This window comes from Candidatus Levibacter sp. Uisw_134_01 (genome assembly GCF_047717795.1).
GTDB lineage: Bacteria > Pseudomonadota > Alphaproteobacteria > Puniceispirillales > Marisalimonadaceae > Marisalimonas.
On sequence record NZ_CP159808.1, the window covers coordinates 148,652 to 161,268 of the forward strand.

At 34.1% G+C, this 12,617-nt stretch carries 10 protein-coding genes; 6 read left to right on the plus strand and 4 right to left on the minus strand.

The window, feature by feature from the left end:
• The first annotated feature begins 11 nt into the window (after nt 1-11).
• Nucleotides 12-1,325 carry an aspartate aminotransferase family protein gene (locus tag ABXT66_RS00790; RefSeq protein WP_443643765.1) on the plus strand — a complete coding sequence of 438 codons (1,314 nt, stop codon included), beginning with the start codon at nt 12-14 and terminating at the stop codon, nt 1,323-1,325.
• On the opposite strand, the gene ABXT66_RS00795 is transcribed toward ABXT66_RS00790, so the two are convergent.
• Nucleotides 1,317-2,210: an MBL fold metallo-hydrolase gene (locus ABXT66_RS00795; protein ID WP_443643766.1), complete on the minus strand. Its 894-nt coding sequence runs from the start codon at nt 2,208-2,210 to the stop codon at nt 1,317-1,319. The genes ABXT66_RS00790 and ABXT66_RS00795 overlap by 9 nt on opposite strands.
• A gap of 18 nt (nt 2,211-2,228) precedes the next feature.
• On the minus strand, nt 2,229-3,650 hold the full coding sequence (locus tag ABXT66_RS00800; protein ID WP_443643767.1) for an amidase: 1,422 nt from the start codon (nt 3,648-3,650) through the stop codon (nt 2,229-2,231).
• Between the two features lie 134 nt (nt 3,651-3,784).
• On the opposite strand from ABXT66_RS00800, the gene ABXT66_RS00805 reads away from it, so the two are divergent.
• Nucleotides 3,785-4,183, plus strand: coding sequence for a Fur family transcriptional regulator (locus tag ABXT66_RS00805; RefSeq protein WP_443643768.1), 399 nt, complete (start codon nt 3,785-3,787; stop codon nt 4,181-4,183).
• A gap of 99 nt (nt 4,184-4,282) precedes the next feature.
• Complete coding sequence (gene katG / locus ABXT66_RS00810) at nt 4,283-6,418, plus strand: catalase/peroxidase HPI (RefSeq protein WP_443643769.1); 2,136 nt, start codon at nt 4,283-4,285, stop codon at nt 6,416-6,418.
• A 48-nt stretch (nt 6,419-6,466) separates the two neighbouring features.
• Here katG and ABXT66_RS00815 read toward each other — a convergent pair whose 3' ends face one another.
• Together ABXT66_RS00815 and fsa are read right to left on the minus strand one after the other, a co-directional pair.
• Nucleotides 6,467-7,384, minus strand: coding sequence for a tyrosine recombinase XerC (locus ABXT66_RS00815; RefSeq protein WP_443643770.1), 918 nt, complete (start codon nt 7,382-7,384; stop codon nt 6,467-6,469).
• Between the two features lie 7 nt (nt 7,385-7,391).
• Nucleotides 7,392-8,045, minus strand: a complete 654-nt coding sequence (gene fsa / locus ABXT66_RS00820) for a fructose-6-phosphate aldolase (RefSeq protein ID WP_443643771.1) — start codon at nt 8,043-8,045, stop codon at nt 7,392-7,394.
• 126 nt (nt 8,046-8,171) lie between these two features.
• Between fsa and priA the strand changes: the two genes are divergently transcribed.
• From priA to atpA, 3 genes are all read left to right on the plus strand, one after another.
• On the plus strand, nt 8,172-10,406 hold the full coding sequence (priA, locus tag ABXT66_RS00825; RefSeq protein ID WP_443643772.1) for a replication restart helicase PriA: 2,235 nt from the start codon (nt 8,172-8,174) through the stop codon (nt 10,404-10,406).
• 98 nt (nt 10,407-10,504) lie between these two features.
• A complete protein-coding gene (locus tag ABXT66_RS00830; protein WP_443643773.1) occupies nt 10,505-11,056 on the plus strand; it encodes a F0F1 ATP synthase subunit delta in 552 nt (183 codons plus the stop codon).
• Complete coding sequence (gene atpA, locus ABXT66_RS00835) at nt 11,056-12,591, plus strand: F0F1 ATP synthase subunit alpha (protein ID WP_443643774.1); 1,536 nt, start codon at nt 11,056-11,058, stop codon at nt 12,589-12,591. The genes ABXT66_RS00830 and atpA overlap by 1 nt, the downstream gene beginning before the upstream one ends.
• The last annotated feature ends 26 nt before the right edge of the window (nt 12,592-12,617 follow it).

Consider the following 12,617-nt stretch of genomic DNA (forward strand, 5'->3'; position numbering starts at 1 on the left):
GGAGGTTAATTATGAAAAGATTAAATGACTTAGAATCTTATTGGATGCCTTTTACGGCTAATAGGGATTTTAAAAAAGATCCCAGAATAGTTGTGTCAGCTGATGGCATGTATTACAAAAGTGAAACTGGAAAAGATATTCTTGATAGCGCCGCAGGATTATGGTGTGTAAATGCTGGACATAACAGGCCCGAAATCACCTCAGCTATTTCTCAACAAGCAGCTACCTTAGACTTCGCACCTAGTTTTCAATATGGGCATCCTAAGGCTTTTGAACTTGCAAGTCGTGTTGCTGATTTATTTCCCAAAGGTTTAGACCATGTGTTTTTTACAAACTCCGGATCTGAGGCGGTCGATAGTACTCTCAAAATAGCTTTGGCTTATCATAGAGCAAGAGGTAAGGGAACAAAAACACGTTTGATTGGTCGTGAAAGAGGCTATCATGGGGTCGGCTTTGGAGGTATTTCTGTAGGAGGTATGCCAAGAAATAGACAATATTTTGGAACACTTCTTTCTGGGGTTGATCATATATCTCATACTCATTTGCCGGATAAAAATAAATTCTCTAAAGGTTCTCCTGAACATGGTGATTATTTAGCTGATACATTGGAAAATATAGTTGCCCTTCATGATGCCTCTACAATTGCTTCGGTTATTGTTGAGCCTATTGCAGGTTCTACTGGGGTTTTGCCACCTCCGAAAAATTACTTAAAAAGATTAAGAGAAATTTGTGACAAGCATGACATTTTATTAATATTTGATGAAGTTATAACAGGTTTTGGCCGATTAGGAACAGCTACTGCATCAGAATATTTTGGAGTTACCCCTGATATTATTTCATGTGCAAAAGCAATCACTAACGGGATTATTCCTATGGGAGCCGCAGTTGTTTCAAAAAAAATATATGACACTATGATGGATGAAGCAGATATGCCTATAGAGCTTTTTCATGGCTATACATATTCTGGACATCCGATTGCATCTGCAGCTGGACTTGCAGCCTTAGATATTTACAGAGATGAAGATTTATTTAATAAAGCTGGTAAAACAGCAAAATACTTGGAAAGTGTTATCCATCAACTTAAAAATGACAAAAATGTTATAGATATAAGAAATTTAGGACTTGTAGCAGCAATAGAGATTGCCCCACGATCTGGAGCAGTTGGAGCAAGAGGCTATGAAGCGATGAAAAAAGCCTGGCACAAAGGTTTAATGTTAAGAGTTACGGCAGATACGCTAGCTTTTTCTCCACCTCTTATTGTAGAAAAGCATGATATCGACAAAATTTTTGAAATTGTCCAATCAATACTTAAAGAACTAGATTAGATTTTTCATACTATTAATTGGTACTTTTATGTAAATATTCCCATCTTCTTCAGGCGGTGGAAGATGTCCTGCTCTCATATTAACTTGAATGGATGGGATAATAAGTTTTGGCATATTTAATGTTTTATCTCTTTCTTCTCGTATTTTCACGAACTCATCTTCACTGATTGATGTTTTAACATGAATATTATTTTTCTTCTGTTCTCCAACAGTTGTCGACCATTTGACTCCTCTATTTGAGGGAGGATAATCGTGACAAACTAAAATTTCTGTTTCGTCTGGGAAACTTAATATTTTCTGAATTGATTTATAAAGTTGTCGAGCATCGCCACCTGGAAAATCAGCCCTTGCACTTCCAAGATCTGGCATAAATAAAGTGTCTCCAACAAAAATAGAGTTGCCTATCACATGAGCGTTGCAGGCGGGTGTATGACCAGGTGTATGAATTACCTTGCACTGAATTCTACCAATTTTATACTGATCACCTTCTCTAAATAGTTTATCAAACTGGCTTCCATCTCTTTGAAACTCTGTTCCGGCATTAAATGTCTTGCCAAAAATATTTTGGATGTCCGAGATATTTTCAGAAATACCAATCTTACCTCCAAGTTTATTTTGAATATAAGGAGATGCTGAGAGGTGATCTGCATGTACGTGAGTTTCAATAAGCCATTCTAGGTTCAGTTTTTTGTCATTTATAAAAGATATTATTTTGTCAGCGTTTACATAATCTATATCCCCAGACGAATAATCAAAATCCAGAACACTATCAATAACCGCACATTTTTTTTCTAGCTCATCATAAACTACATAACTTAGTGTAGATGTCGTCTTATCAAAAAAAACCTTAATTTCATGTAATTTTTCAGAATTAATATCGTTCACCCTATTAATCTTGTTAAGTTATTTTATCTCTGGTACTGGCCTTTTAGTTAATTGATTAACCATTAGAACAGATTCTAGACTTTTTGCAATTTCTGATAATTGAACATCTTTGCCAGCAGGCGCAATCAATTGAATTCCAAAAGGCATCTTTTTATGATCTAATCCACAAGGTAGCGCCCAAACACATGGAATAGCCATAGTAGACGCATAACTTAGTGCTAACCATCTCATATAAGTTGGCATTTTTTTACCATTAATGGTATCTACAAATAATTGTTCGTGAGGGTAAGGTGAAACAGCCGCTGCTGGACAGATTAAAACATCATATTCATTAAAAAAATTACGAAAACTCTTATAAATTTTTGTTTGCATTACATGTGCCCAAGAAACATCTGCAAGGTTGTATTTTAATCCTCGTTCAACGTTATCTATTACGTTTGGTCCTAGTAAATCTTTGTGAAGATCAAACTTCTCTTTATGAGATGCAACAAAATTAAAGCCTCTAATTATTTCAAAGCATTCGTGAATATCTAAAAAATCTGGATGATCTTCTTTTGAAAGAAGAAAATTACTTTTAAATGTATTTATTTTTTCTAAAAGAGTAGCCTTTATATTGTTGTCTACAGGGGCGCAGCCTAAGTCAGGCGAATATGCCATTTTAACACCTGATAAGTCTGCTCCAATTAATTCGTCAGGCATTGATAAACTATTTAGACTAGAAAAAGGGTCCGCCCTATTTAAGTTAACTTGAGCTTGTAATAATAGGTAAGTGTCTGAAACATCTCTTCCCATTGGTCCTTGAACTGAAAAAGGGTTTAGTGAAACAGATGCCTCTGTTGCTGGAACTAGGCCAGGAGAAGGTCTAAATCCTGTTACTCCACAATAACCAGCAGGAGTTCTTAAGCTACCACCATAATCACTTCCATTTGCGAGTGGCATCATGTTGGTAGCTAACGCTGCAGCGCTGCCACCCGACGAACCTGCAGGAGTTTTCGTTAAATCAAACGGGTTGCATGTTGCGCCGTAAACCTTGTTTTTTGTGTTTGCTCCAGCTCCAAATTCTGGGGTGTTAGTTTTACAAAAAACTATCCCGCCTTCAGCTCTTATATCTGCTACAACACTATCGTCATAATCAGGAATTCTGTTTTCAAATAACTTTGAACCTGAAGTTGACCGTAAGTCTTTGACAGGGTTTAAGTCTTTAATTCCAACAGGAAGGCCATGAAGCAAACCTAGTTCTTTTCCTGCCATCACGTCATCTTCTGCTTTTTTAGCTTCTTTTAAAACATCTTCATGATTTATAGCAACAACAGCGTTTATTGATGGATTATATCTTTCAATTTGATCAATGCAGCTTTTCGTTAATTCTAAAGGAGAAAGTTGCTTGTTTCCTATTAACTTTCTGGCTTCAGTCGCGCTGAGATCATTAGGCCTAGTCATGTTTTTCTCCTTTATTAACATATGATCTCATTTTGTATAGATTTCGTAAAGATAGAATCTATTAACTTGACAATATTTGTGTATAATTTTAATTGATTTAATTAAATTACGTTTCAATGATTAAGTAATAAGTTATGCAAAGTAAAATAAAATTAAGAAATGCAGGGTTACGACCAACTAATCAAAGGATAATAATAGCTGATTTACTCTTTAATGGTTCAAATAGACATTTTACAGCGGAAAATCTCCTGGATGAGATAAACTTATCTGGAAATAAAATGTCAATAGCAACAGTATATAACTGCCTTAAAAAATTTAAAAATGTTGGCCTTATTAATCAAGTTGAAAGTGTAAATGACACTGCAATTTTTGATACTAATATGGATTTTCATCATCACTTTTTAGATGAAGAAACTGGCGAGTTAACAGACATTAAAAATAATCAGATACGTCTTCTAAAGCTTCCTGAAATTCCAAAAGGTTACATCAACAGCGGTGTTGATATTATTATAAAAATTAAGAAAAATAATTGATTTAATTTACTTTAAAATAGTTCTAAACTACTTGACATATATAAATACAATTCATATTTTCATTACTTATAAACAACATATATTTTGAAAGGATTCTTCATGGATGATATTGGAAAATGTCCAGTAATGCATGGTTCAGCTACAACTAACAGTGGTATAAGTACATCTAATCGTGATTGGTGGCCAAACCAGTTAAATTTAAATATACTTCATCAAGGCGACAAAAGATCTAATCCAATGGATTTAGACTTTGATTATCGTGAAGAATTCAAAAAATTAGATTACCAAGCTCTTAAAAAAGATCTCAATGATTTGATGACAGATACTAAAGATTGGTGGCCAGCTGATTATGGTCATTACGGTCCTTTTTTTATTCGTATGACATGGCATGCAGCTGGGACATACAGGACTAGTGATGGTCGTGGTGGCGGCGGAACAGGTGATCAGCGATTTGCTCCTCTGAATAGTTGGCCTGATAATGGTAATTTAGACAAAGCAAGAAGATTATTATGGCCGATTAAACAAAAATACGGAAACAAAATTAGCTGGGCAGATTTATTTATATTAACTGGTAATGTGGCGATTGAATCAATGGGTGGAAAAACTTTTGGATTTAGTGGTGGGCGTGCTGATATATGGTCTCCTCCAGAGGATATATATTGGGGTAAAGAAAATGAGTGGCTTGAAAACAAGCGTTACTCAGGAGACCGTGAATTAGAAATGCCACTAGGGGCAGTTCAGATGGGCTTGATTTATGTTAACCCTCAAGGTCCTGACGGAAATCCTGATCCATTAGCAAGTGCTAGAGATATTCGCGAGACATTTGCAAGAATGGCAATGAATGATGAAGAAACTGTAGCTCTTACGGCGGGAGGGCATACTTTCGGAAAAGCACATGGTGCATCAGATCCTGATAAATATGTAGGCGCAGAACCAGAAGGCGCTCCAATAGAGCAAATGGGACTTGGATGGCAAAATTCATATGGTTCTGGAGTTGGAAGAGACACAATAACAAGTGGAATTGAAGGAGCATGGACTGCAAATCCAACAAAATGGGATAATGGTTATTTTGATTTACTTTTCGGTTATGAATGGGAATTAGTTAAAAGTCCTGCAGGAGCTCATCAATGGCATCCTATTAATCCAAAAGATGAAGACTTAGCTCCAGATGCTCAAGATGGTTCAATTAAAGTAACCACTATGATGACAACAGCTGACATGGCAATGAGAGAAGATCCTTCTTATAAAGTTATTTCTAAGCGCTTTCATGAAAACCCGGATCAGTTTCAAGATGCCTTTGCAAGAGCATGGTTTAAACTTTTGCATCGTGATATGGGACCAAAGACACGTTATCTTGGACCAGAAGTTCCAGAAGAAGAACTTATATGGCAGGACCCTGTTCCAACTGGAAATAAAAACTATGATGTTAAGCAAGTAAAGTCTCTTATAAGTTCAAGTGGATTGTCAACTCAACAGATGGTAGAAACAGCTTGGGCGAGTGCATCTACCTACAGGGGAACAGATATGCGAGGAGGTGCAAACGGAGCACGTATTCGTTTAGAACCTCAAAAGAACTGGGAAGTTAACAAGCCAAGTGAACTATCTAAAATTTTAGATATTTATTCTGATATATCAGAAAAAACGAGTGCTTCTATTGCGGATATTATAGTACTTGCTGGTAATATAGGTGTTGAAGAAGCTTCAGGTAAGTCACTTGAATTCATTCCTGGAAGGGGTGATGCTACTCAAGAAAATACAGATGTAGATTCATTTGAAGTTCTAGAACCGGTTGTGGATGGTTTTAGAAATTTTCAGAAACAAGATTATGGTGTTAGTCCAGAAGAAATGCTTTTAGATAAAGCTCAAATAATGGGTTTAACTGCACCAGAAATGACAGTGCTTATCGGCGGCATGAGATCGCTTGGTATAAGTTCAAATGGTTATGGTATATTTACTGAGCCATCTGGCAAATTAACAAATGATTTCTTCGTAAAACTTCTGGATATGGGAATTGAGTGGAAGCCTGCAGGTAAAAATTCTTATGATGGTTTTGATAGAGCAAGTTCAAAAAAAATTAGTTCTGCCTCACGCGTAGACCTTGCGTTTGGATCTAACTCACAACTACGTGCTATTGCAGAAGTATATGCATGCAGTGACTCAAAAAATAAGTTTATCAATGACTTTGTAGCAGCATGGAACAAAGTTATGAACTTAGATAGATTTGATTTAATATAAATATTACAAACAAAGAGGCAGTTAATAAATATAGATTAATTGCCTCTTTTATGATCTAGGATGAATTGCTTTATGTAAACTCAGTAGTTCTGTCTCATTAACGTCAGTGTATCTTTGAGTTGTAGATAAACTTGAATGACCTAAAAGTTGCTGTATAGCTCTTAAGTCAGCTCCTCCAGATAATAAATGAGTTGCAAATGCATGTCTTAAAGCATGTGGTGTGGTGTGAGAAGGCAAGCCTAGTTCATATCTTAAGTTTTCTACTCTTCTTTGGATAATTCGAGGAGATAATACTCCTCCTCTTTTTCCAAGGAAAAGAGGACCGTCTTCCTGAACATTAAATGGACAAAGATCTAAGTAATCTTTAACACCATCACAAATTATAGGCAGTAAAGGAATATCTCTATATTTATTACCTTTTCCAAGAACCCTTAACCAATCACCTCTGGGAGCTTCTTTTTTTTTAAGAGATAAAGCCTCACTAATTCTTAAGCCTGCTCCATATAATAGTAACATTACTGCTCTATCACGTAGATTTATCCAGGCATGATTTTTTTCATCTATTAAAGAGAATAATGCCTTTGTAACTAAATTTGAATCGATTGATTTTGGAAAATTTCTTTTCAGCTTTGGACTTTTGAAAATTGATACATCAAGTGTTGAAATAGTTTTATCTTTTAGTAAAAATCTGAAAAAATTTTTTAAACTAGATATTCTTCTTGCTACTGTTGGTCTGGATAATTTTCGTTCTGACAGATTAAAAAGATATTCTCTGATTACCTGTTTATTAGGGGCTAAGAAATTATGTTTTTCGTTGTTACAAAATTTTAAAAAATCTAAAACGTCTCTTTTATATGCATTCAGTGTATGTGTTCCAAAACCACGAATAGTCTCGAGGTATTTTATCCATGGTTCAATTATACTAATTGTATAATCTGTAAAATTATTTTTTTTTAATGTTACCATTAATTAACTATAATATTGATTGCCCAGTTTTTTTCCAATCTGCTAAGAAATCTGCTAAACCTTTGTCAGTAAGTGGATGGTTGTACATAGCTTTCAAGAACTTAGGTGGAATAGTAGCAACATCTGCACCAAATTTAGCAGAATCTATAATGTCTTGAACACTTCTTATTGAAGCGGCTAAAACTTTAGTTTCAAAACCATGAATGTCATATATTTCTGTTATTTCAGAAATTAAATTTATACCATCGGAACCAATGTCGTCTAAGCGACCTATAAAAGGTGATATAAAAGACGCTCCTGCTTTTGCAGCTAATATGGCTTGAGCTGAATTAAAACATAAAGTCACATTAACCATAATTCCATCTTCAGAGAAAACTTTACAAGCTCTTAGACCATCAAATGTTAAAGGAACTTTAATTGCAACGTTTTGAGCAATTGCAGAGAGCTTTCGCCCTTCTTTAATCATTGTTTCAAAATCTGTTGCTGTAACTTCTGCACTAACTGGTCCAGACACTTCGTTACAAATTTCTTCAATGGTTTCAATAATATTTCGTCCAGATTTAGCAATTAAAGAGGGATTTGTTGTTACGCCATCAATTAATCCAGTAATATTGAGGGACTTAATTTCATCAATTTCTGCAGTATCTATAAATAATTCCATTCTTAGTCCTTTTTAGATTTTTATGTGCTTTCATAAAACTAATATTTCGTTATCTATATTTTATAATACATTATGTTTATAATGATAACTAAAATTAATATTTAAATATTTAGATTAAGTTAATAAATGAAAAGCATTAAAACAAAAGAAGTAGCTGTATTATTAATTGGCCCATTTAACGATACTTTTGATTACTTAATTGAAGAAAATATAAATGAGATTAGCGTAGGACAGATTGTATCAGCGCCGTTTAGGCAAAGAAAAGTAGTTGGGATAATTGTAAGTGAAGGCTCTAAAACAATTTCTCAAAGTAAGTTAAAAACTCTTATTGATATATATGAGATTGATCCCATACCTTTACCTACGATTGATTTAATTAGTTTCTTGGCAAATTGGAATTGTGTTTATAAAGGGCTTGTTTTAAAAATGGTTTTAAGCCCACTGGAAGCTATTATTTCTCCACAGTATAATAAAATATATAAATATAATCTTGAAGATAGTTTATCAATTGATTCAATTGATAACAAAAAATTAAGGTCAAAGAGAAAGCTTGTTTTAGATGCTTTGATCAATTCAGATAAAGAAGTATACGAAACTTCTTTAATACAAGACATCGGCGTATCAAAAACAGTCTTAAAAGATATGGTAAATAAAAACCTTATTATAGAAAAGTTAATTAAAATAATGCCTGATTTTTCTAAAAATTTTATTAAAAGCAATGATATAAAAAAAGAGAATGATAAGCTTTTAAACGAACATCAGAAAAATGCCGTTGATAAAATTAACAAATCAATCCTAAAGGATAAAACAGATTGTTTTTTATTAGACGGCGTCCCTGGTTCTGGTAAGACCGAGACTTATTTTGAAACTGTGCGAACATGTTTGAATGAACGAAAACAGGTTTTAATTTTGCTACCAGAAATAGCTTTAACACCTGACTGGCAAAAAAGATTTTATAACAAATTTAATTTTAACCCATTGGTTTGGCATTCTGATGTTAGCAAGAAAAAAAGAAAAGAAATTTGGTTGTCTGCATTGAGTGGAACAGCTGGAGTAATTGTTGGAGCCAGATCTGCATTAATGATACCAATTTCAAAATTGGGTTTGATTGTAGTAGACGAAGAACATGAGCCGGCATTTAAACAAGAAGAAAATGTTAGATATAATGCCAGAGATATGGCTGTGTATAGAGCAAACAGGTCATCAGCTACTATAGTTTTAGCTTCAGCTACACCATCGTTGGAAACTTTTTATAATATGAGGATGGGAAAGTATATTCACTTAACTTTGCCTAAAAGAGCAACAGGTGCAGATATGCCAGATATAAAACTTTTAGATTTGAAATTGTACCCACCTCAAAAAGGGAATTGGATATCTCCACTATTAATTAATGAAATTCAAAATAAATTACTCAAAAAAGAACAAACATTATTATTTTTAAATAGGAGAGGTTACGCGCCCCTAAGAGTATGTAATTCATGCGGTAACAAAGTTAAATGTATAAATTGTGAAACCTGGTTAGTTGAACATCGTTTAGTTAATTTATTAACATGTCACCATTGTGGATACAGCAAACATATTTCAAATATTTGTGAAGTATGTGGGAATAAAGATCAAATGAAATCTTGTGGTCCCGGAGTTGAGCGTATTGAAGAAGAAGTTCAAAGATTATTTCCGGAAGCTAAATCAATTACTCTTTCTAGTGATACCATGAAAAATCAAAATTTATTAACTAATGCTATCGAACAAATTAAAAACTCAGAAGTTGATATAATCATTGGAACACAAATGGTTGCAAAAGGTCACGATTTCCCAAAACTAAAGTTAGTAGGTATAATAGACGGTGATATAGGGTTGTCTGGAGGTGATCTTAGAGCTTCTGAAAGAAGTTTTCAGCTTTTACAACAAGTCGCAGGAAGATCTGGAAGACATACAACCAGTTCAAATGATAAAGGTATAGTTTATCTACAAACATTTGACACAGAAAACCCAATCATCAAAGCCATTGCACAAAATAACCGGGACGAATTTTTTGAAAAAGAACTTATTTCTAGAAAAAATGCTAACATGCCTCCATATGGAAGGTTGGCAGCTATTATTCTTTCCTCTAAGTTTGAGAGTGACTTAGATAGTTTTGCTTCTGATGTTTCTAGATTGGCGCCATCTTTCAAAAACGTAAAAATTTTTGGGCCGGCTCCAGCTCCAATGTATTTTTTAAGAGGAAAATATAGAAGAAGGTTCTTAATTAAATCAGATAAAACTGTAAATATCCAAAAAGTTTTAATTGATTGGACAAAGAAAGTTCACAAACCCTCTAATATCAATTTAACTATTGATATTGATCCATTTTCGTTTATGTAAAATTAAGTGCCTATAAAGACCTTGTTACTTGCAATGAGTCCAATGCTGTGCTAGCAATCCTTATATTTTATTAATTCAAAATTTAAGGAAGTATTAAGATGAGTGAATCATCTGGATTAACAAACAGATATGCAAAGGCTTTATACGAGTTAGCTGCAGAAAAAAAAATAGTATCTAAAATAGTTAAAGATTTTCAAGAAATAAAAACGCTCTTAGAAAATAATGATATGTTTATGAATATGATTAAAAATCCTGCTATTTCTAAAGCTGATAAACTATCTTCCATATCTGCAGTTCTAAAAAAAATGAAAGTTGATAAATTAACTATTAAATTTTGTGGTACCTTAGCCGCTAACGGAAGACTAAATTATATTAAACAAATCCAAGATGTATTCTTATCTTTGGTTTCCAAAACAAATGGTGAAGTGCAAGCTGAGGTTACTTCATCATCTAAATTAGATAAAGATCAACAAAAACAAGTAGAAACAGCAGTATCTGAAGCTACTGGCGTTAAAAAAATATCACTATCTCTTAAAGTTGACGAAACTTTAATAGCAGGCCTTATTGTTAAAATAGGTTCTAAAATGATAGATAGTTCAATAAAAACAAAACTTAATAGACTTGAAATAGCCATGAGAGGTACAAATTAATGGATATTCGTGCAGCAGAAATATCAACAATTTTAAAAGATCAAATTGCAAATTTTGGAGCAGAAGCAGAAGTTACCGAGGTAGGTAAAGTTCTTTCTGTTGGAGATGGAATTGCACGTGTTCATGGTCTTGACGAAGTTCAAGCTGGAGAAATGGTAGAGTTTCCAGGTGGAATTGCTGGAATGGCTCTTAACTTAGAAAGAGACAATGTTGGTGTTGTTATATTTGGAAGTGATAAGACCATTAAAGAGGGTGATGTTGTTAAAAGAACTGGTTCTATTGTTGATGTGCCAGTAGGTAAAGGTTTATTAGGAAGAGTGGTTGATGCATTAGGTAATCCTATTGATGGTAAAGGGGCTCTAAAAAACGTAAAAAGAACTAGAGTTGAAGCAAAAGCACCTGGCATTATGCCAAGACAATCTGTTAATGAGCCAATGCAAACTGGATTAAAAGCTATTGATTCTCTTATTCCTGTTGGAAGAGGGCAAAGAGAATTAATAATTGGAGACAGACAAACTGGTAAAACGGCTATTGCTATTGATACATTTTTAAACCAAAAAAGCACTAATGACAAAGCCGGTAAAGACGATACTAAAAAATTATTTTGTATATATGTAGCGGTTGGACAAAAAAGGTCAACAGTTGCGCAAATAGTTAAATCATTAGAAGAAAGAGGGGCTCTTGAATATTCTATAGTTGTTGCTGCCACTGCTTCTGATCCAGCACCAATGCAGTTTTTAGCACCTTATGCCGCTGCTGCAATGGGTGAATTTTTTAGAGATAATGGAATGCATGCAGTTGTAGTTTATGATGACTTGTCAAAACAAGCTGTAGCTTATAGACAAATGTCATTACTTCTTAGAAGACCTCCAGGAAGAGAAGCCTATCCTGGTGATGTTTTTTATTTACATTCACGTTTGTTAGAAAGAGCGGCTAAATTAAACAGTGATAATGGGTCTGGATCATTGACGGCGCTGCCAATAATCGAAACGCAAGGTGGTGATGTTTCAGCTTTTATTCCAACTAATGTTATTTCAATTACAGATGGTCAAATATTTTTAGAAACAGAGTTGTTCTACAAAGGCATAAGGCCTGCTGTTAATGTTGGTTTATCAGTATCTAGAGTTGGATCTGCTGCTCAAATCAAAGCCATGAAACAAGTTGCAGGTACAATAAAACTAGATCTTGCGCAGTATAGAGAAATGGCTGCTTTTGCTCAGTTTGCATCCGACATGGATGCTTCAACCAGGCAGTTACTATCTAGAGGTGAAAGACTTACAGAGCTTTTAAAACAAGCTCAATATTCACCAATGGATGTTGAAGAACAAGTGGCTGTTATATATGCTGGTGTTAAGGGTTATTTAGATCAAATACCAACCCAAAAGATTGGTGAATTTGAGCAAGCTTTATTACAGAAGTTAAAAGCCAAGGATTCTAAGATATTAGATGCGATTAGAAAAGATAAGACTATGTCAGATGAAACAGAAAAGTCTCTTAAAGATATGCTAGAACAGTTGATAAAGAATTTTTCTTAATAGTTGCATTAATTAAAAGAGGATAG

What these genes read in the sequence shown, in the direction of transcription:
- ABXT66_RS00790 (WP_443643765.1), top strand. Translation starts at nt 12, where the DNA reads ATGAAAAGATTAAATGACTTAGAATCTTATTGGATGCCTTTTACGGCT.
- ABXT66_RS00800 (WP_443643767.1), bottom strand. Translation starts at nt 3,650, where the DNA reads ATGACTAGGCCTAATGATCTCAGCGCGACTGAAGCCAGAAAGTTAATA.
- ABXT66_RS00805 (WP_443643768.1), top strand. Translation starts at nt 3,785, where the DNA reads ATGCAAAGTAAAATAAAATTAAGAAATGCAGGGTTACGACCAACTAAT.
- katG (WP_443643769.1), top strand. Translation starts at nt 4,283, where the DNA reads ATGGATGATATTGGAAAATGTCCAGTAATGCATGGTTCAGCTACAACT.
- ABXT66_RS00815 (WP_443643770.1), bottom strand. Translation starts at nt 7,384, where the DNA reads ATGGTAACATTAAAAAAAAATAATTTTACAGATTATACAATTAGTATA.
- fsa (WP_443643771.1), bottom strand. Translation starts at nt 8,045, where the DNA reads ATGGAATTATTTATAGATACTGCAGAAATTGATGAAATTAAGTCCCTC.
- priA (WP_443643772.1), top strand. Translation starts at nt 8,172, where the DNA reads ATGAAAAGCATTAAAACAAAAGAAGTAGCTGTATTATTAATTGGCCCA.
- ABXT66_RS00830 (WP_443643773.1), top strand. Translation starts at nt 10,505, where the DNA reads ATGAGTGAATCATCTGGATTAACAAACAGATATGCAAAGGCTTTATAC.
- atpA (WP_443643774.1), top strand. Translation starts at nt 11,056, where the DNA reads ATGGATATTCGTGCAGCAGAAATATCAACAATTTTAAAAGATCAAATT.